This is a genomic window from Enterocloster citroniae (assembly GCF_040545455.1).
GTDB lineage: Bacteria > Bacillota > Clostridia > Lachnospirales > Lachnospiraceae > Enterocloster > Enterocloster citroniae.
On record NZ_JBEPLZ010000021.1, the window covers coordinates 52,864 to 71,286 of the forward strand.

The 18,423-nt window shown below is 48.4% G+C and carries 21 protein-coding genes, 1 pseudogene and 1 riboswitch; of the genes and pseudogenes, 21 read left to right on the forward strand and 1 reads right to left on the reverse strand.

Annotated features, from left to right (window positions below; genetic code table 11):
* The first annotated feature begins 26 nt into the window (after positions 1-26).
* The 4 genes from ABID13_RS21435 to ABID13_RS21450 all read left to right on the forward strand — a co-directional run bounded on the left by ABID13_RS21435 (position 27) and on the right by ABID13_RS21450 (position 4,164).
* Positions 27-1,601 carry an amidase family protein gene (locus ABID13_RS21435; protein ID WP_048930289.1) on the forward strand — a complete coding sequence of 525 codons (1,575 nt, stop codon included), beginning with the start codon at positions 27-29 and terminating at the stop codon, positions 1,599-1,601.
* A 284-nt stretch (positions 1,602-1,885) separates the two neighbouring features.
* Complete coding sequence (locus ABID13_RS21440; protein WP_048930288.1) at positions 1,886-2,776, forward strand: cation diffusion facilitator family transporter; 891 nt, start codon at positions 1,886-1,888, stop codon at positions 2,774-2,776.
* 97 nt (positions 2,777-2,873) lie between these two features.
* Positions 2,874-3,341 (forward strand): metal-dependent transcriptional regulator, encoded by a 468-nt coding sequence (locus ABID13_RS21445; RefSeq protein ID WP_048930287.1) that lies wholly within the window; start codon positions 2,874-2,876, stop codon positions 3,339-3,341.
* Complete coding sequence (locus tag ABID13_RS21450) at positions 3,313-4,164, forward strand: MarR family winged helix-turn-helix transcriptional regulator (RefSeq protein WP_048930286.1); 852 nt, start codon at positions 3,313-3,315, stop codon at positions 4,162-4,164. Before ABID13_RS21445 ends, ABID13_RS21450 begins: the two co-directional genes overlap by 29 nt.
* 63 nt (positions 4,165-4,227) lie before the next feature.
* Here the strand turns inward: ABID13_RS21450 and ABID13_RS21455 are convergent, their stop codons facing one another.
* The gene (locus ABID13_RS21455) at positions 4,228-5,655 is read right to left on the reverse strand and encodes an MATE family efflux transporter (protein WP_048930285.1); all 1,428 of its coding nucleotides are present in this window, start codon (positions 5,653-5,655) and stop codon (positions 4,228-4,230) included.
* A gap of 282 nt (positions 5,656-5,937) precedes the next feature.
* Here ABID13_RS21455 and ABID13_RS21460 point away from each other — a divergent pair, with 282 nt between their 5' ends.
* From ABID13_RS21460 to ABID13_RS21540, 17 genes and pseudogenes are all read left to right on the forward strand, one after another.
* Positions 5,938-6,204 carry an SMEK domain-containing protein gene (locus ABID13_RS21460; RefSeq protein ID WP_048930284.1) on the forward strand — a complete coding sequence of 89 codons (267 nt, stop codon included), beginning with the start codon at positions 5,938-5,940 and terminating at the stop codon, positions 6,202-6,204.
* 132 nt (positions 6,205-6,336) lie between these two features.
* Positions 6,337-6,942, forward strand: coding sequence for a DUF6273 domain-containing protein (locus ABID13_RS21465; RefSeq protein WP_048930283.1), 606 nt, complete (start codon positions 6,337-6,339; stop codon positions 6,940-6,942).
* A 27-nt stretch (positions 6,943-6,969) separates the two neighbouring features.
* A pseudogene (locus tag ABID13_RS21470) lies at positions 6,970-7,484 on the forward strand (nitroreductase family protein).
* A gap of 165 nt (positions 7,485-7,649) precedes the next feature.
* The gene (locus ABID13_RS21475) at positions 7,650-8,273 is read left to right on the forward strand and encodes a TetR/AcrR family transcriptional regulator (protein ID WP_040414939.1); all 624 of its coding nucleotides are present in this window, start codon (positions 7,650-7,652) and stop codon (positions 8,271-8,273) included.
* Positions 8,270-9,754, forward strand: a complete 1,485-nt coding sequence (locus ABID13_RS21480; RefSeq protein WP_048930282.1) for an MATE family efflux transporter — start codon at positions 8,270-8,272, stop codon at positions 9,752-9,754. Before ABID13_RS21475 ends, ABID13_RS21480 begins: the two co-directional genes overlap by 4 nt.
* On the forward strand, positions 9,751-10,353 hold the full coding sequence (locus tag ABID13_RS21485; RefSeq protein ID WP_045093985.1) for a cytidylate kinase-like family protein: 603 nt from the start codon (positions 9,751-9,753) through the stop codon (positions 10,351-10,353). The genes ABID13_RS21480 and ABID13_RS21485 overlap by 4 nt, the downstream gene beginning before the upstream one ends.
* A 124-nt stretch (positions 10,354-10,477) precedes the next feature.
* A complete protein-coding gene (locus tag ABID13_RS21490; RefSeq protein ID WP_007859242.1) occupies positions 10,478-10,969 on the forward strand; it encodes a sigma-70 family RNA polymerase sigma factor in 492 nt (163 codons plus the stop codon).
* Entirely contained in the window at positions 10,966-11,853 is an 888-nt protein-coding gene (locus ABID13_RS21495) for a DUF3298 and DUF4163 domain-containing protein (protein ID WP_048930281.1), read from the forward strand. Before ABID13_RS21490 ends, ABID13_RS21495 begins: the two co-directional genes overlap by 4 nt.
* Positions 11,854-11,881: 28 nt before the next feature.
* Positions 11,882-12,409 (forward strand): hypothetical protein, encoded by a 528-nt coding sequence (locus ABID13_RS21500; protein WP_156200110.1) that lies wholly within the window; start codon positions 11,882-11,884, stop codon positions 12,407-12,409.
* A gap of 326 nt (positions 12,410-12,735) precedes the next feature.
* Complete coding sequence (locus ABID13_RS21505) at positions 12,736-13,173, forward strand: cupin domain-containing protein (RefSeq protein WP_007859236.1); 438 nt, start codon at positions 12,736-12,738, stop codon at positions 13,171-13,173.
* A gap of 31 nt (positions 13,174-13,204) precedes the next feature.
* Positions 13,205-14,374 (forward strand): iron-containing alcohol dehydrogenase, encoded by a 1,170-nt coding sequence (locus ABID13_RS21510; protein ID WP_048930332.1) that lies wholly within the window; start codon positions 13,205-13,207, stop codon positions 14,372-14,374.
* 10 nt (positions 14,375-14,384) lie between these two features.
* Complete coding sequence (locus tag ABID13_RS21515; RefSeq protein ID WP_007859232.1) at positions 14,385-14,789, forward strand: MerR family transcriptional regulator; 405 nt, start codon at positions 14,385-14,387, stop codon at positions 14,787-14,789.
* 126 nt (positions 14,790-14,915) lie between these two features.
* Positions 14,916-15,236 (forward strand): dicarboxylate/amino acid:cation symporter, encoded by a 321-nt coding sequence (locus ABID13_RS21520; protein WP_227162089.1) that lies wholly within the window; start codon positions 14,916-14,918, stop codon positions 15,234-15,236.
* 226 nt (positions 15,237-15,462) lie between these two features.
* The gene (locus tag ABID13_RS21525) at positions 15,463-16,308 is read left to right on the forward strand and encodes a tyrosine-type recombinase/integrase (RefSeq protein ID WP_048930279.1); all 846 of its coding nucleotides are present in this window, start codon (positions 15,463-15,465) and stop codon (positions 16,306-16,308) included.
* A 282-nt stretch (positions 16,309-16,590) separates the two neighbouring features.
* Positions 16,591-16,677, forward strand: a riboswitch (cyclic di-GMP riboswitch).
* 129 nt (positions 16,678-16,806) lie between these two features.
* Complete coding sequence (locus ABID13_RS21530; protein ID WP_007859224.1) at positions 16,807-16,977, forward strand: hypothetical protein; 171 nt, start codon at positions 16,807-16,809, stop codon at positions 16,975-16,977.
* A 2-nt stretch (positions 16,978-16,979) separates the two neighbouring features.
* On the forward strand, positions 16,980-17,612 hold the full coding sequence (locus ABID13_RS21535) for a signal peptidase I (protein ID WP_007859222.1): 633 nt from the start codon (positions 16,980-16,982) through the stop codon (positions 17,610-17,612).
* Between the two features lie 162 nt (positions 17,613-17,774).
* On the forward strand, positions 17,775-18,356 hold the full coding sequence (locus ABID13_RS21540) for a hypothetical protein (protein WP_048930278.1): 582 nt from the start codon (positions 17,775-17,777) through the stop codon (positions 18,354-18,356).
* The last annotated feature ends 67 nt before the right edge of the window (positions 18,357-18,423 follow it).

The following is an 18,423-nucleotide window of genomic DNA, read 5'->3' on the forward strand; positions in this document are numbered from 1 at the left end:
AATAACAGCTTTGCCAGGAGAAATGGATGAGTAAAGGCATAAATAAAAGTACGGATAAAGGTGCGGATAAAAGAAAAAGAATAGGAATCACTGCGGCAGGTGTGGGGATCGTTCTGGCGGCAGGAGCGTTTATCTATATAAAAGCAGCAGCTCCCCCGGGCGAGGCATGGATCTCTTATAACAATCAAAGGGTGCTGGATTCCATTGAAAAACAGCTCCACGGGATGAAGATGGAAGAGATCAGGAAAAAGGAACCATATATTCTTGAAAAAAGCATCCGGGAAATCCAGGACGAAGCAGCCAAAGGAACGATCAGCTATGAAGAAATGACCGCGATCTGCCTCTATCGGATCCAGACCCTTGACCAGAAGGAAAAAGGGTATAATTCCGTAATTTCAGTGAATCCCCGTGCCATTGAGGATGCCAGGGAAAGGGACCGGGAGCGAAAGGATAACCCAAAGGCAGGTCGTGGTATGTACGGAATACCGGTCATGCTGAAAGATAACATGAATGCCTCTGACATGGCAACCACCGTAGGTACGGCTGCTTTTTCGGATTATTATCCCTCAGAGGATGCAGAATTGGTAAAGACCCTAAAAGAAAACGGGGCGGTGATTCTGGGAAAAAACAATCTGTCAGAGTTTTCCGGTTATGTATCCAGCGTTATGCCGGCCGGATACAGCGGCAATAAAGGGCAGACGATCAACCCGTTCGGGCCGTTAAAGCTGTCGGCTTCCGGTTCTAGCAGCGGCAGCGCCGTTGCGGTGACATGCAATCTGGCTCCGGTGTCCGTTGGAACGGAAACGGACGGCTCTGTTATAGCTCCGGCTGCCATGAACTCGGTTGTAGGGTTCAAACCTTCCAGAGGAAGTATCTCGTCAGAAGGCATTTTCCCGCTTATTATAAAAATCGATACCCCAGGGATCCTTGCCAAGTGTGTGGAGGATGCGGGGACCGCGTACAATGGCGCGGCCAACACCCCGGTTTCGCCGGATTATAGGCCGGATGCCTTAAAAGGAAAGACAATAGGCCTAATAAGATATGAATATAATGACAAAGAAAAACTGGATGAGTTAAAGAAAACACTTCAGGATATGGGAGTTCATGTGGTGGAACCGGAGTTAAATGAGAACGGGATCATTGTCTTTCACCATATTGCGCTTTCTTTTAAAAAGGATTTTGAAGATTATGCCCAGGCCTATCATTTTCCTATCCAAACGTTGGAAGAACTGATCGTGTTTAACCGGAATAATCCCCAGAGGAATATCAAATACGGACAAGATCTGCTGGAGGAAGCGGTAACGATTGAAAACGCGGATATGGACCGGATCAACGGATCCATACGGAATGCAGATGATGCCTTGTCAGCGGTGTTTGACCGGGACCGCCTGGATGGGCTTGTCTTTTTAAACAGTTCAGGGACCACGGCTCCGGCTGCTGCAGGCTATCCTGAGCTGACAGTACCGTTCGGGATCGGAACGGGAAATGCTCCCCAGGGCGCCACATTTGTGGCGGAATATGGGGAGGATCAAACATTGTTGGAGATGGGGTATTCCTTTGAGTGCTTTGCAGCGGGTAGGGTGGATCCTCTTGATCATTAAATCAGGAGATGGTTTATCTTTATAAGCAAGCATTCTGTTTTTCATATGCATGATGTGTAACATCACTGTAATATATCCTCAGCGGCCAAGGGGCGTGCGTCCTTGTCCGCTGAGAGAAGGAAAAATAATTTTTTAAAAAATAAATCGTACGTTCATATTGACAATACATCAGGTACCTGCTATATTTATGACAGGTACCTGATGTATTTTGCGTTTTGTGGACGGATTCCGGAGCATGGATGAAAAAAGCTTCAGCAATCCGTGTTTGAGAGGAGTTGATCAATATGGAACAGACAATACCACAAACGGTTTCCAGGGAAAGCCTGGGCGCTAAAGTCGGTCTTTTTTCCACCATCGGGAATGTTGTACTGTTTGTATGTAAGTATCTGGCGGGAACGCTGTGCGGGAATGTGGCGGTCCTGGCGGAAAGTTTTGACAATCTGATGGATTCTCTGAATTCTCTGCTGGTGATACTGGGATTTCACATGTCGGGACGGAAGGAAGATTATCTTCATCCATACGGGCACGGCAGGTGTGAATATGTCCTGGGGCTTATCATTGCCATCACCATCATTCTTACAGGAGCAGCCATGCTTCGGGAGTCCATCCTGTGGATCCTGTATCCGCCGGACCGTTCATTTCCGGCCGTGGTCTACGGGGTGTCGGCACTTTCCATCCTTGTAAAGTACGCCATGTCGCTCTACACCAGCCATATGAATAAGCAGCTGGATTCATCTGCGCTGAAAGCCTGCGAGCAGAACGAGGCGGCGGATATCCGTATGACACTTCTCACAGTGGGATCGGCTTGTCTGTATTCCCTGTCCGGATTTTCAGCGGATGGGGTCGTGGGGATCGTGATCAGCGGGCTGATCTTAAAGGATGGGCTGAAGTCATTTGCAGAGCACTTTGTACTGCTCCTTGGAGAAGGGGTCTCAGGGCAGCAGATGGCACAGATCCAGGCAATATTTGATTGTAAAAAGGATATGGTGACCCTGAAAAAGGCGGATCTGCACGACTACGGACCTGAAAGCAGGATCATTTCCCTTCAGGTCACAGTGAATCCGGTCTGTTCGCCTGTGGAGGTGAACACGTGCATGGACAGCATTTCGGAGGATATTAAGGCATTGGGACTGTGCCCGGCATTTTCGCTCAGTATGGAACAGATCCTGGTATGAGGGGGACCTGATATGAGCGGTCCCTGATATGACAGGCCCTTGGTATGACAGGCCTTAATATGGCAGGCCTTAATATGGCAGGCGGGAGAGGTAAGCTATGAATATCACTGCTTCAAAAGAAGACTATTTAAAGGCGATTCTGCATCTGAAAGAGAAAAACGGGTATGTGCGAGCCACGGATGTGGCAGAGGCCCTGTCGGTCAAAAAGCCCAGTGTATCCATTGCCTTTGGCAAACTGGCAGCGGATGATCTGATCACAGTCCACGAGAACCACCAGGTGGACCTGACAAAAGCCGGGTATGATATTGCGGCAAAGATCAACCACTCCTATGAGACTGTCAAACAGTTTCTGTGCAGCATCGGGGTTCCGGAGAAAGTGGCGGAACATGATGCGTGCAGGGTGGAACATTATCTTAGCCAGGAATCGGTGGTGAGTATCGGGGGACTGGTTGGAGAGAAGACAAAAAACAGGCAGGGAGAAGATACAGGACAAATAGATTCGGGGCAAAAAAGCGAAAAGCGAGGAGGAACGCAGTATGGAGAAAAACAATATGGAGGAAAATAATATGGAACAGAACAATGCGAATCAGAATAATACGGAACAGAATAATACGGAACAGAATGGTGGAAATCAGGATAATGCGAACCAGAACACCACCGCTCACAGCGGCATGGAACAGGAAAACAAGCACCTGTCAGAGCATTTCTTTCATATAGGTATGCTTTTACACCGTTACCAGACAGAAGCAGCACGGGAAAATGGCCCTATGGGAAGTCCGTATAAGGGACAGGGGAGGATACTGGCGATTTTAAAACTGAAACCGGAGATCAGCCACAGGGAGCTGTCCTATCTTTTGGGGATCAGCACCCAGTCCATGAGCGAACTGCTGCGGAAGCTGGAGAGCAAAGGGTATGTGAAACGGGTACCCTCGGAACAGGACAGGCGGAGCATGAATATTGTACTGACGGAAGAAGGAAAAAAGGCCGTGGACCAGGCCGGAGGGTTGGATGACCGCGACACGGAACGGCTCTTTGACTGCTTTAGCGAGGAAGAGAAGGAACAGTTTAAACAGTACCTGGAGCGCCTGGAACAGGCCATCATCGGGCAGCTGGATCCGGAGCACGCAAAGGAGTATACATTTGAAAGAATGAAGGAAATGCATGACTATATCCTTGCCCAAAATCCCAGGGAGCGCGTACGTTCCCATCATCATGCCCATGGCATGGGAATGGACGGATCCCCGAGGGGAGAACGGGCAACCCGGGGTGAGAGACAGGAAGGGCCGTTTCATGGAGAAGGACCCCAGGGACCCTTTTGCGGAGGCTTTGGGCGTGGTCCGGCGAATGATGAGGACGAGTTCAGGAGGAGATTTGGGAGACGGAGGTAGATGGGCCTCTGTCTGGAACAGACGGAACAAACGTATTATGTTGATCCGCAGTTAGGATATTTTTTATACGTCCGAAAGTACTGCCTGAGCGGTATTGGTTCCTCTGTGTCTTTCTGCCTCGCTCTCATCAGCCAGCCGCGTCAGCTTTTTAAGCACAACGCCCATGATCAGCACCGCTGCGCCAAATGCCGCCACATCCGCAATGGGCCCGGAGTAAAGCGCTCCCGTGACTCCCAACAGCTTTGGCAAAAGCAGGGTGAGGGGCACACTCAGGATAAAATCCCGGAGCAGGGACAGCACCATGGATAGGGCCGGTCTGCCGATGGACTGGAGGAAAATGCTGCATGCCTTCTGGAGGCAGCAGAGCACGATTCCGCTGAGGAAAATGCGGAAGGCCAGCACGGCGAACTCATTGTAAAGACCATCCTCGCTTCCGAACAGGCTGATGATCTGTATGGGAAATGCTTCAAAGCATACCAAGGAGACAAGCCCTACACAGAATTCGGCTATCATCATGGTACGGAAAATGCATTTTACCCGGTGCCATAGGCCTGCACCGTAGTTATATCCCACAATGGGCTGTGCTCCGGCGGCGATCCCCACCACAATGGAGATGACGATCTGAAACACCTTCATTACAATTCCCACCACAGTCAGGGGAATGTCGGAGCCGTATTTTGACTGTGCTCCGTAAAGCACCAGCACATTGTTCATCACCGCCATGATGACCACAATGGAGATCTGGGTGAGAAAGCTGCTGATCCCAAGGGGCAGGATATGTTTCAGGATCCCTGCACTTGGCAAAAAGCTTGTGGGTTTCAGCCGGAAGGATTTGGTCCCGGTAAGGTAGTAGACCGCCAGCAGGGCGGAGACGATCTGCCCGGCAATGGTAGCCAGCGCCGCCCCCTTCATGCCCCATCCCAGGATAAAGATGGCCACAGGGTCGAGGACCACGTTGATGATGCAGCCGACCAGGGTGGAACCCATGGCAAACTGCGGGCTGCCGTCCGCACGGATGATGGAATTCATGGAGTTGGCAAACATAAAAAAGGGAATACCCAGGATCAGACAGGAGAAATATTCCCTGGCATATTCTATATTGTTTACCGTTGCCCCGAATCCTGTGAGGATACTGTCACGAAACAGAGCGAACACCAGTGTCAGCAGGATTCCCGACACGGTGATCAGTCCGATGGCGTTGCCCACGCTCTTGTGGGCATTTTCCGCGTCCATGCGCCCCTGGCAGATGCTCAGGTAAGCCGCGCAGCCGTCACCTACCAGAAGGGAAATGGCAAGAGCGATAATGGTGATGGGGAATACCACATTGGTGGCGCCGTTTCCAAGGAATCCCACCCCGCGGCCGATGAAGATCTGATCCACAATGTTATACAGGGCGGATACCAGCAGCGACATGATACAGGAGATGGAGAAGCGGAGCATCAGTTTTCCGATGGATTCCTCCGCCATATATTGGTTTGCGTTTTGATTCATAATGACCTCCGTTTTAGTTGAATGCATAAATGATGGATAGATGAAAGCACAAAAAAGACTGCGGCTTCTGTGAATGACCTTCACGACAGAAGCTACAGCCATATTGCAGTATTTAATATACCAGATTTTTACAGGGGATGTAATAGGTTAATGTATACAATCTTTTCTATCATTTATATTGTGAACTTTTCTGGTTGCATATTCCTCAGTATGGTAAAATAAGACAGAAAATGTATCTACGTGGAAGCAGGAAAGTGAATTTAAGAGGAAGCATGGTGAAAAATGAAGCGGCAGGAGCAATTTGCGTATCTGGAAGAACGTTTGTGTCATTTATGTAATTATATTCAATATTGTAATTTCAAAAATTATACAGATATAAACAGGATATCGGAGGGATTTATTCGTAACATAATTAATATTGTATATGGATATAGTTGTAAAGATTTAAATAGCGTACGGTTGAATTATCCAGGGATAGACTTGGGCGATGACGCTGCCGGAACCGGTAACGGATCAACGGGTACTGGAGGAGCTGCTGCATTGCTTTAACAGGCCAGCCTTTACAACGGATTTTGAATATGAATGTCCGAAAATTATACCTGTACATGCAGGATAAAGCGTATATGGTAAAGGTAAATGATAAAGAAGCAATCTACATTGTAACAAATATGGGAGGTAAGGATGCAGGCAGGAGATAAGATATCCTTTGGAGATTATGAATGGCGCGTGCTTGACGTACAGGACAATACTGCATTGATCATAACTGAATATGTGATAGAGGAGCGGTCTTACCATGATGTCTACAAAGATATAACATGGGAGGAATGCTCCCTGCGAATATATCTTAACGGGGAATTTTATAATAAGTTCAGCGAAAGGGACCGGTCAAGGATCATTTCCATGCTGAATCAAAATATGGACAACCAGTGGTATGGCACAAAAGGCGGAGCAGACACATGGGACAGAATCTTTTTGTTAAGCCTTGAGGAGGCTGCGTGCAACTATTTTGGCGACAGCAGTTCAAAGCTTTATCACCCCGGAAAAAATCAAAGATACTGGTTTGAAAGAAAAGATATGAATAACAGCAGGCGGATCGCGCACCATCTTGAAAATGGACGGGGCTGGTGGTGGTGGCTCCGCTCACCTGGCCGTGTTGGCATAAAAGCGGCCTATATCTGGGGGACTGACGGCAATATAGGCATCCAGGGCAACAATATTTTAAAAGGCAATCTGGATGAGGGCAGGTGCAGAGGCGGTGTCCGTCCTGCTTTGCGGCTGATGCTGTAGGATGGAAGTAAATGTGTTGGCTGCGGCATGTGCGTTAAAGTGTGCGTTGCGCATAATTTGGTATTAAATAATAAAAAAGCGGAGACAGTATTGCAGGCAGGCTTACCCACACGGCAAAGAATATGCAGGATGTGTCCTATGTCGTGTTGGATCAGGAAAAGGACCGTATTGAGAAAATGGCGGTTAGCCTGTTTAAAAAGATAAAGCCCTTGGCGGATCTGTTAAACCCCATGGCAAGGAATCATGAGATAGATGACCACTTTTTCTTTTTTAACGCTCCCGCCGTGATCGTGATCCTGGCTAAGAATCAAACAAACGGTATACTTGCCGCGCAAAACATGGAATTTGTAGCGGAAGCACATGGACTTGGCGTACTGTACAGCGGATATTTTACAATGGCCGCCAATGCTTCACACAAAATCAAAAACGCAATGAGCGTACCCCGGGGGAAACGTGCAGCAATGACATTGGTCCTCGGTTATCCGGATGTGAGATTTTACCGTTCCGTACAGCGTGAGAAGTTAGATGTCACATATAAGTAGATGGTTTATGCGCTTGCGCGGTAATTTGCCGCGCAGGCGTATTTTCTTTTGTCATCTTCAATGGCTTTATACATTTTTCATAATCAATAATATTGACCACCAGGTCAATATATGCTATCCTATAAGAAATTGACCAATAGGTCAATAATTGAAAGGATGGGTTCCATGAAGCGGGAAGAAAAGAATCAGCAGACAAAGCGCCGGATTATGGACAGCGCATTGAAGGAATTTACGGAACAGGGATATGGGGGCAGTTCGGTGAACCATATCTGTGAGGGGGAAGGATTTTCAAAAGGAATTATTTTCCACTATTTCCAGACCAAGGATGAGCTGTATCTGGCCTGTGTGGAGGAATGTTTCCGAACGCTGACGGGATTTTTGCGGGAGGCGCTGATCCTCGACAATGAGCCGGTGCACCGGCAGCTCCAGGCATATTTTAATGCCAGGTTTGATTTCTTTCAGGCATTTCCCATGTACCAGAGGATATTTTGTGAGTCCGTCATCATGCCGCCCCGCCACCTGGAGGCAGCGGTACGGGAGCAAAAGGCTGAGTTTGACGCCCTGAATCTCTCCATATTGGAGCGGATCCTGGCGCCTCTTAGGCTGCGCCCGGGGATCTCCCGGGAAAAGGTGGTGGACCTCTTTGTCCAGTTCCAGGATTATGTGAATGTGCGATACCAGAATATGAGGGAACAGGACATTGATTTTAAGACACATGAGGAGGACTGCCGCAGGGCATTGGACGTATTGCTTTACGGTGTGGTGGAGCGAAAGGAAGTGGCGCAATGACCCGGGAAAACAAACCCCAGAAAAACAAACCCCAGAAAAACAAACCCCAGAAAAACAAACCCCAGGAATCCATATTGGGGGAGCTGAAACCCTCAAGGGCGATCACAAAGCTGGCGGTTCCTGCAACCCTGGCGCTGCTGGCCAAGGCGGTCTATAACATTGTGGACACAGCCTACATCGGTATGCTGGGATCGGATATCGCACTGGCTGCCGTGGGAGTGACTTTGCCGCTGCTGCTGATCATGGTATCGGTGGAGAATATCTTTGCAGCCGGAGCAGCGGTGCTGGCAGGACGCCAGCTGGGAGCGGGGGATAAGAATGGAGCCAACCGCACCGTTACATCCGTGGTGGGGATCTCTGTGGGGATTGGATTTTTCCTGTGTGTGGCGGGCATCATTTTCATGGAACCTCTGCTGCGATCCTTTGGGGCCTCCGAGGCCGTGCTGCCCCAGGCAAAGGACTATGCGTTCTGGATGTTTATCGCAGCCATTGCCAATCTTCCGGCCCAGAGCATGAACTGTGCGGCCAGGGCGGAATCCTCGGTCAAGATCTCATCCGTTGCAGTGATCACCGGGGCGGCCCTCAATGTTGTTCTGGACCCCATATTCATGTTTGAATGGGGCTTTGGGATGGGCGTGGGAGGCGCGTCCCTTGCCACCACGGTTTCCCAGTTTGTTACATTTTTCATTCTGGGATGGTTCTATATGAGCGGACGCTCTGTTATAAAGATCAAAAAGGAATTTTTCAGGCCCCATTGGAGGCTGATAGAAGCGGTTACTGTGATCGGGATTCCTACGGCTGTGATTCAGATCTGCCTTGCAGTCGCCACATCACTGACCAATATAGCCGCCAAGCCCATGGCGGATGCGGATCTGATCATTGCGGCGTACGGCGTGGTCCAGCGGCTGATCCTGATCGGCTGTTATGTGATCATGGGGTTTATGCAGGGATATCAGCCCGTGGCATCATTTTCCTTTGGCGCCAATAAGGAGGAACGGTTCCATGAGTGCGTCCGGTTTGCCCTGCGGGCTTCCCTGGTCCTTACGGTGTTGGTGGCCGGGGTCTACATACTTTTGGCTAGGCCGCTGATCATGCTGTTCAACCAAAATCCGGCGGTCATTGGTTACGGCGCAAAGCTGCTGATTTCCCAGGTGGCGCTCTATCCGGCTTTTGGACTTTGCTACATGATGACCATCACATTTCAGACCATCGGTGCATCCAGGTACGGACTGTTCCTGTCCGTGATAAGGCAGGGATTGTTCTATGTTCCCTTTATCCTGATTCTGCCCCGGGCATTGGGCGTGACGGGCATCTATCTGGCCCAGCCGGCCGCTGACATACTGACTATTCTGGTCTGCCTGTTCTCTGTCAGGCCCATGAAGCGGACCGCATCGGAGAATATGGCGGCTGCGGTGAACGGAACATCACCGGGAGGAAATCCCCCGGGTGGAAACAACCCATACAGAGGAGAAAATACATGAGAAAAACGGTCATAACCATCAGCCGGCAATATGGAAGCGGAGGCGGGGAAATCGGGGAGCAGCTCTCCGGGAACCTGGGCATTCCGCTGTATGATAAACAGCTTTTTATGGAGGCGGCCTGTCAAAGCGGCATCCACCGGGACTTTTTTGAGAATGCCGAAAAGCGGGGGCAGGACCGCTTTTCCTATATGTATGGTTCCGTGACAGCCGGGCATACCACCTTAAGCGACCGGATTTTCCTGGAACAGTCCAAAACCATCCGCAGGCTGGCAGAGGAGTCGCCGTGTATTATCGTGGGGCGGGGAGGCAATAAGATCCTCTGGGATCTTCCAGGGGCGCTTCACGTATTCATCTACGCAAGAGAAGCGTACAGAAAACGCCGTATTGTTGAATTATACGGCGTGCCGGAACCGGACGCGGACCGGCTGATCAGGCAGCTGGACAAAAAGAGAAAGTCCTATCTCCTCAATTATACGGAGCAGGTTTGGGGAGATCCCCGCAATTATCATCTGTGTATTGACAGCGGCTATACGGGGATTGAGAACGGGGTGAAGATCATTCAGGCGTTATATTTGGCGGATGAGAGTACCAAAATGTAAAAATATAGATTGGCTGAAGTCAGGGCGGGAAATCAGAAAAGATGATCCTGCCCTGAAACTTTTTCGCTCAAATAAGAATCTATAGATCAGATAGCAAATTACAAAACGGAGAGGGAAATGACCCATGAGACAGGATTTATATGACAGGATCGTGGACTATATTGTGGAAAACCAGGATAAGTTTTACCGTCTGGCCTACAGTTACGTCCACAACAAGGAGGATGCCCTGGATATTGTCCAGAGCGCGGTCTTAAAAGCGCTGGACCATTATCAGGCGCTGCGGGATGAAAATGCCGTTAGAACATGGTTTTACCGCATTCTTGTCAATGAGAGCATAGGGCTTATCAAACAGCGAAAGCGGGAAACCCTGACAGAGGATGGTATGGATGAGGATGTGCCTTATTACGAAACCGGCTATGATTCGGAGGATGATCTTTATGACCAGCTAAACTGTCTGGAAACGGATGTGCAGACCATTATTAAGCTGCGGTATTTTGAGGAACTGTCCCTGAAGGAAATTGCCTATGTCACTAAATCCAATCTGAATACGGTAAAAACAAAGCTATACCGTGGATTAAAACAGTTAAAGCAGAGTATCCAGGAGGTGGAGGTATGAGCCGGTTAGAAGATGCTAAGAAAAAATATGATAAGACCGAGATTCCAAAGGAACTTTCTAAACGGGTGCAGGCAGCGGTGGAAGAGTCCGGGGCCAGGAAGAGGGAACGGGAAAAAGTGGTGAGGATCCGCAGAAGAAAGGTACTTGCGGGAAAATGCGCCGGAGTGGCTGCCGGGCTGGCAATCGTGTTTACCACAGCTTTGAACACCAATACCGCGTTTGCAGATATGGCGGCCCGGCTTCCGGTGGTTGGAGGCGTTGCGCGGCTTCTCACCTTCCGTTCCTATGAAAAGGATGAGGGGGACTGGAAGATATCGGTGAAGATCCCCAGCGTGGAAATGATCGCTGCCGACACCAACGGGCTGGACGATTCCCTGAATCAGGAGATACACGAACTGTGCATCCGCTATGGGGAGGAGGCGCAGCAGCGGGCAATGGAATACAAGAAAGCATTTATGGAGACAGGGGGAACCGAGGAAGAGTGGGCGGCCCACAACATTGAGATCAATGTGTGGTATGAGATCAAATCCCAGACCGAAGATTACCTTTCCTTTGCAGTCATGGGGACTGAGAGCTGGACTTCTGCTTACAGTGAGGCCAGATATTACTCCATTGATCTGAAGAACGGAAAGCTTGCCACCCTTCAGACGCTTCTGGGAGACGAGTATGTCCGAAAAGCGGATGAGAGCATTCAAACTGCCATGAGGGAACGGCAGGAAACGGAGGGGATCGAATTTTGGGCACAGGATGAGGGGGGATTTTCCGGTATTGATGAGAACACAAAATTTTATGTCAATGAGAAGGGAAATCCGGTCATTGTGTTTGACAAGTATGAGATCGCTCCCGGAGCTTATGGGGCAATGGAGTTTGAGGTGGAAAGGTGAGAATAAGATCATGGAGGTTATGAAATTTATGAAGATCATAAAAATCATGAAAAGGAATATGGTGTGCGGACTTTATATTACAATGGCAGGAATGACAATGACTGCCTGTGGACAGATGACAGGGGCTGAGGTATCGGCAGAGATCCATACCGGGGAACTGCCGCAGGCCGGGGCAGGGGAGGAACATGTGTCAGGCTCAGACATCCGCTCCTACGAAGACAATTTCACTGTTCCAAAGTCCGATGTATCAGATTTTGCAAAAGAGATAAAAGCCGCAGTGGCATCAAAGGACCTGGACACATTAGCGTCCCTGGCCTCCTATCCCCTTTATATTGGATTCAAAGACGGCGGCATTTCCATTGATACCGCGCAGGAGCTGACCGCATTGGGGCGGGACCGTATTTTTACGCCGGAAATGCTGGAGTCAATAGAAGGTGCGGACGAGGAAGGAATGTCACCCAGTATGGCAGGTTTTTCCATGACAAAAGAAGGGATCCCAAACATTGTATTCGGAGTCAGCGAGGGGAGACTGGCTGTAAAGGGAATTAACTATTGAATGGCTGCTTTTGCTGCGTTTCCCAGCTGACCCATTTAACGTTAACGTTTTTATATGGTTGCTTGAATGCAGTAAAAACGCCCTGGTCTATATCATTGTTTGTGATCATATTCTTTTTTCTTAGGCATTAATAATCCTCCTTGACTGGAGGAATCCACTTACCAAGAGAATCATATCACATTCTGTGTAAGACTGAAATCGTCAATCACGAATTTAGTTGGTGAAACAAGAAGTTAATATTACATTTTAGGAAAAAATTTAAAAAACCTCTTGACTTGGAGTTGACTCCAACACTTATAATGACCATATCACAAGGAGGTAGATCCATGGAAATTCAGGAAAAAGAGGAATTTGAACAAGTCAACATGTTTGGCATCGGAACGCCTAATACTGGGTTTGCCCGCTATTTTACAGGAAACTCGTATTTGAACCCGCTGACAAAACCGGGAGAGTCATCTGTGTTTCTGGCAAATGTGACCTTTGAGCCGGGCTGCCGGAATAACTGGCACATACACCACGCAGATGAGGGCGGCGGCCAGATTCTGGTGTGCACGGCGGGAAGCGGCTGGTACCAGGAGGAGGGAAAGGATGCGGTCAGCCTGGAGCCGGGGACGGTGATCACAATTCCGGCAGAGGTAAAACACTGGCATGGTGCAAAAGCCGACTCCTGGTTCAGCCATATTGCAGTGGAGGTGCCGGGAACCAATACAGGTAATGAATGGTGTGAACCGGTTACTGACCGGGAATATGAAAAATTACCATAAAATATGTTTTTGGAAAGGAAAGGTGATCTATATGAATTCATTTGTTTATGACATCCCTACAAGAGTATACTTTGGCCCGGACCAGTTGGATAATCTGGGCAAAGAAGTATCTGCTTTTGGAAAGAAGGCCCTGTTGTGCTACGGCGGCGGTTCCATTAAGAAAAGCGGTCTCTATGACCGTGTGATGGCACAGTTAAAAGCAGCCGGAATGGAAGTGTTTGAGCTTTCCGGCATTGATCCCAATCCAAGGGTATCCTCCGTAAATGCAGGTGCGGATATCTGTAAAAAAGAAAAGATAGACGTGCTTTTGGCAGTGGGCGGGGGATCAGTCCTTGACTGTACCAAGTACATTGGTGCTGCAGCTTATTATGACGGGGATGGATGGGACATTCTCCTGGATAAGGTGCCGGTGGAACAATGCCTTCCTATTGTAACCGTGCTCACCTTGGCGGCAACCGGTTCTGAGATGGATTCCGGCGGTGTGATCAGCAATCCGGAAACAAAAGACAAGATCGGCCGCATGTTCCCGCCCATGCAGCCAAAGGTATCCTTCTTAGACCCCACGGAGACCTATTCTGTGAGCAAGTATCAGACAGCCTGCGGCTCCTCCGATATATTGTCTCATTTGCTGGAAATCTATTTTGTTCCGGAAGGCGGCAGCATGTATATGCTGGACTGCTTTATGGAAGGTATGATCAAAACAGTGATGAAGTATGCGCCCATTGCAATGGAACAGCCGGATCATTATGAGGCCAGGGCAAACCTGATGTGGACCAGTTCATGGGCGATCAATGGATTTGCCGGAGCATTGCAGAACTGTGAGTGGACCTGCCATCCTATTGAACATGAGCTGTCTGCTATCTATGACATCACCCATGGACTTGGACTGGCGATTGTAACACCCCGCTGGATGAGATATGTCCTGGATGTGACTACGGCCCACCGGTTCTATCAATACGGTGTGAATGTGTTTGGCATTGACCCATCCCTTCCGGAAATGGAGGTAGCCGAAAAGAGTATTGAGATGACAGCGGACTTCCTGTTTGGCAAGCTGGGCTTAGCCTCCACATTGACTGAGATCGGCATTGATGACAGCAATTTTGATATTATGGCTGAAAAAGCCTGCGGCGGAGGGATCCTTCAGGGATATAAACCTTTGAACCGTGAGGATATCAGAAAGATACTGACCATGTGCCTGTAAGGAGTATGCCATGACCATAGCAGAGGTTTGTAAAAAGTATGATATAACGGCTGACACATTGCGGTATTATGAGCGGATCGGCCTGATTCCCAGAGTACCCCGGACTTCCGGGGGAATCCGGGACTATGATGAAGAGTCCTGCGGATGGATCGAATTGATGAAATGTATGCGTAAGGCCGGTGTGGAGATTGAAGCCCTGATCGAATACGTGGCCCTGTTTAAACAGGGGGATGAAACCATTGACGCAAGAAAGGGGATCCTGATCGAGCAGCGCAGGCGCCTTGAGGAGCGCATGGCCGACATGCAGAGGTCTTTGGACACATTGAATCTCAAAATCCGGAAATATGAGCAGGGATTGATGAAAAAAGAACAGCTTCTCAAAGAAAAGCATAACGGTAAGAACTGTGAAGCATGAAACACAGCATTTCAGGGCAGAGAGACGAAGAAGGTTAGCAATGTAAGCATTGATTGGTAAAGCGCTTTAGCAATCTATATTGGATAGCCTTCCGCCCCTTGGAAAAATGATCCTGTATATGGATGCATTATTGTATTTATATTGGTAGTTTATGCCCCAATGCTGTTTTTTATCTGCAAGATTACACCTAAACAATTTCTGGACGCGATGCAGGAACCGCTGCTCATTGTTTTTAGTACCACTTCAAATATGGCAGTGCTTCCGTCTAATATGCGGGCTTCCGAGAAATTGGGATTGACACCGGAAGTCAGCAGCTTTCTGGTGCCCCTGGGCAACACCATCAATATGGCCGGTGCAGCCATGTACATGGCGATTGTTTCCAATTTTGTCGCACAGGCATATGGGATAACCCTGACAATGCCCCAACAGATACATATGCATATCTGAATAAAAATGATATTAGCTGAACACTTCGTAAACATCCGAGTGTTCAGCTTTTTTGCGCACCTTTCCACACTCACCATTACTGTCATAGAAGTATCATGAAAAAGTTAAAAATTGTAAAATACCCCTACCTTCCCCGCGGTATCTGTCTGTGTTAGGATAGTAAAAGACATACATTTTAATGTATATATACCAGTTGATGCCGATTGATGACAGGAGGAAGCAATCCATGAAAAACCATGGTGAATTAGAGGATAAGCTATACCGGTTTAGAAATTATTTATTGGAGGAAGAGCGCTCCGGTGCAACCATTGAGAAATACGGAAGAGATGTGCGGGCGTTTCTTTCATGGCTGCCTGACGGTGGGGAAATCTCAAAAGAGGTGGTGATCGGCTATAAACAGGCGATCATAGAGGGATACAAGACCACCAGCGCCAATAGTATGCTGGTGTCAGTGAACCGTTTTTTGGATTTTATTCAAAAAAAGGACTGCCAGGTAAAGCTGTTTAAAATACAGAGAAGCCCGTTCCGCAAAAAGGACAAGGAACTGACAAAAGAAGAGTACAACAGGCTGGCTCTGGCGGCAAAGGCGAAATCCAGCAGCCGTTTGTTCCTGATGATCCAGGCAATCTGCAGTACCGGCATCCGGGTCAGTGAACACCGGTTTATCACAAGGGAGGCATTGGAAAGGGGAAATGTTACCATTTACAACAAAGGCAAGGAGCGGGCGGTCTTTTTGCCAAAGAAGCTGAAAAAAAGCCTGATCCAATACTGCCGCCAGAATGGGATCCATTCAGGGCCTGTTTTTATTACTAAAAATGGGACTCCGGTCAACCGGTGCAATGTATGGGCGGAAATGAAAGCATTGTGCAAAACCGCAAGAGTCAGCCCTGAAAAAGTCTTTCCCCACAATCTGCGCCACCTGTTTGCAGTCACATATTACCGGATGCAGAAGGATATCGTGCATCTGGCCGATATATTAGGACATTCCAATATTGAGTATACCAGGATCTATACATTTACCAGTGAAGAAGAACATGCCCGTGTTTTATCAAGGATGTGCCTTCTAATATAAAAAGACCAGAACATAATATACATTATGTAATGGCCAATAAATGTGTTTTCCTAATCCTGTTTTTATTATGCATCTAAAACCTGTTTTTTTCAATACTTTTCCGGATTCCGGCCTCTTACTTTTCACTATTTTTTCCAAAACACATGAGCAGAGTTGAATTTGGATATGGCGAATGTTCCCCACGAAAGTGTTGCTCTGCTTTCAGTCGGAATTCTATTACATAATGTATATTATGTAATCTCTCATATGAGATGCTTCCTTTAGAAATACCCCATAATATAAATGATCGATCAGCAAAACTAGCGAAAGCTAGTGACGCAAAGCTACAGGGATTTCCCCTTTTAACAGGGATGTCAGCCAGCTGCAGGATTTAGTAAGCCGGCTGACGCATGCAGCATCGGCTTTTTATTTTGCCTGTTTGTCTAATCTGAGTATGTAAATCCAAGGATTCGGGACCGTGGGGCGGATGAGCTGAGCGTTCGGGAGGTACAGAGGAAAATGAAGCATGATAAAAACCAGTTTGTTGTCAATGTATTTACAAATGGGGCTGATCCGGAATGGGAAAGACGGGATACACAAGAGACTGACATGGATTATATAGAGTTTTGCCGGGAGGTATTCCGAATCCGGCAGAAGATGCAGCAAAACATCTCCCCAAAGGAGGAATAGAAATGAGCAAACAAAAGAAATGTTCAATTGGGTCTGTGATAGGCGGGATATTGTGTATGATCTTTATTCCTGTGATCGTTATAAACCTGACATTGATCATCAGTACCTACACAAAGCCGGGCGAGATGCCGGGGGTATTTGGAGTAAAACCGGCCATTGTCCTATCCGGTTCCATGGAGCCGGAGATTCTGACAGGGGATATGATATTTTTACATAAAACAGATCCGGACCTGCTTCAAACAGGGGACGTGATCTGTTATCTGGACTCCGGCCAGGCCATCACCCATAGGATCGTGGCGGTCCGGGAGGGGGAAGACGGTCAGGTGCGGTACATTACACAGGGCGATGGGAACAACACGGCAGACCGGAAAGCTGTGAGAGCGGACCAGGTGCAGGGAATCTGGCGGGGAGGAAAGATTACAGGACTGGGCAATGGGATCATGTTTATGCAGTCCACAACAGGAATGATCTTGTTTATGATATGCCCTCTTTGCCTGTTTATCCTGTGGGATATCTGGAGAAGAAGGGAGCTTGACAGGAAAGAGGCTAAGCATAGGGCTGATCTGGAGGCGGAATTGTACAGCTACAGGGCCAGGGAGAAGATGGGACAGGAAGAAAAAGAGCCTGGATTGTAAGTGAAAAACGAATGCACCGGCTGAATATCACAGGCACAGTGTGATAAAAGCTGTTATATAAGCCAGGAGTAATACCTGGGTGCAGTGCCTCAGACACATGGGAGCCGTGTCTGGGCGGTCATACATGGTTCCCAGTTTGAAATGAAAGAGAGGACAATACATATGAAAGAAAAATCTTATGTAGCGCGTCTTGGTGCATTAGCCTTGGTATTGACTCTGATGACAACCTGTCTGACAGGAGGGACATTGGCAAAGTTTGTAACCGAGGTAGAAGGGACGGCAACGGCAACGGTGGCGGCCTGGAATTTTGAGGCAGCTGGAAACGGAACCGAATTCACCGGAATCGATATGGGAAGAACCGCTTATGAGGGGGACACCATCAAAGATACAGTACTTGCTCCAGGGACAAAAGGATCATTTGATATTGTGCTAGACGGGTCAGGCAGTGAGGTTGGTATTGATTATAGTGTGACGATTACTGCGGCATCAGATGTGGACCTGCCGGATGATCTGATATTCAATGTAGGTGATACAACATATGATCTGGGGGGCGACATAACCGGAACAATTAATTATGCAGATGGAGCTGACGCCATGAAAAAGACCATTACCGTTAACTGGGAATGGGATTATGGCTCCGATGATACCGCGGCACGTAACGATAATGACTATGCCGGTAAGTCCTGGACACTGGATATTAAAGCTACCGGAACCCAGGTGGAACCGACATCCACAACAGCTTAACCACCCCCGCCTCCCTGTGCCGGAGGCAGGGTGTCTTAGCGCATTCAGCCTAAGAGAAAGAACGTGG

What these genes read in the sequence shown, in the direction of transcription:
- ABID13_RS21515 (WP_007859232.1), top strand. Translation starts at nt 14,385, where the DNA reads ATGACCATAGCAGAGGTTTGTAAAAAGTATGATATAACGGCTGACACA.
- ABID13_RS21455 (WP_048930285.1), bottom strand. Translation starts at nt 5,655, where the DNA reads ATGAATCAAAACGCAAACCAATATATGGCGGAGGAATCCATCGGAAAA.
- ABID13_RS21510 (WP_048930332.1), top strand. Translation starts at nt 13,205, where the DNA reads ATGAATTCATTTGTTTATGACATCCCTACAAGAGTATACTTTGGCCCG.
- ABID13_RS21435 (WP_048930289.1), top strand. Translation starts at nt 27, where the DNA reads ATGAGTAAAGGCATAAATAAAAGTACGGATAAAGGTGCGGATAAAAGA.
- ABID13_RS21490 (WP_007859242.1), top strand. Translation starts at nt 10,478, where the DNA reads ATGAGACAGGATTTATATGACAGGATCGTGGACTATATTGTGGAAAAC.
- ABID13_RS21465 (WP_048930283.1), top strand. Translation starts at nt 6,337, where the DNA reads ATGCAGGCAGGAGATAAGATATCCTTTGGAGATTATGAATGGCGCGTG.
- ABID13_RS21525 (WP_048930279.1), top strand. Translation starts at nt 15,463, where the DNA reads ATGAAAAACCATGGTGAATTAGAGGATAAGCTATACCGGTTTAGAAAT.
- ABID13_RS21485 (WP_045093985.1), top strand. Translation starts at nt 9,751, where the DNA reads ATGAGAAAAACGGTCATAACCATCAGCCGGCAATATGGAAGCGGAGGC.
- ABID13_RS21445 (WP_048930287.1), top strand. Translation starts at nt 2,874, where the DNA reads ATGAATATCACTGCTTCAAAAGAAGACTATTTAAAGGCGATTCTGCAT.
- ABID13_RS21495 (WP_048930281.1), top strand. Translation starts at nt 10,966, where the DNA reads ATGAGCCGGTTAGAAGATGCTAAGAAAAAATATGATAAGACCGAGATT.
- ABID13_RS21460 (WP_048930284.1), top strand. Translation starts at nt 5,938, where the DNA reads ATGAAGCGGCAGGAGCAATTTGCGTATCTGGAAGAACGTTTGTGTCAT.
- ABID13_RS21475 (WP_040414939.1), top strand. Translation starts at nt 7,650, where the DNA reads ATGAAGCGGGAAGAAAAGAATCAGCAGACAAAGCGCCGGATTATGGAC.
- ABID13_RS21505 (WP_007859236.1), top strand. Translation starts at nt 12,736, where the DNA reads ATGGAAATTCAGGAAAAAGAGGAATTTGAACAAGTCAACATGTTTGGC.
- ABID13_RS21480 (WP_048930282.1), top strand. Translation starts at nt 8,270, where the DNA reads ATGACCCGGGAAAACAAACCCCAGAAAAACAAACCCCAGAAAAACAAA.
- ABID13_RS21530 (WP_007859224.1), top strand. Translation starts at nt 16,807, where the DNA reads ATGAAGCATGATAAAAACCAGTTTGTTGTCAATGTATTTACAAATGGG.
- ABID13_RS21540 (WP_048930278.1), top strand. Translation starts at nt 17,775, where the DNA reads ATGAAAGAAAAATCTTATGTAGCGCGTCTTGGTGCATTAGCCTTGGTA.
- ABID13_RS21450 (WP_048930286.1), top strand. Translation starts at nt 3,313, where the DNA reads ATGGAGAAAAACAATATGGAGGAAAATAATATGGAACAGAACAATGCG.
- ABID13_RS21500 (WP_156200110.1), top strand. Translation starts at nt 11,882, where the DNA reads ATGAAGATCATAAAAATCATGAAAAGGAATATGGTGTGCGGACTTTAT.
- ABID13_RS21535 (WP_007859222.1), top strand. Translation starts at nt 16,980, where the DNA reads ATGAGCAAACAAAAGAAATGTTCAATTGGGTCTGTGATAGGCGGGATA.
- ABID13_RS21440 (WP_048930288.1), top strand. Translation starts at nt 1,886, where the DNA reads ATGGAACAGACAATACCACAAACGGTTTCCAGGGAAAGCCTGGGCGCT.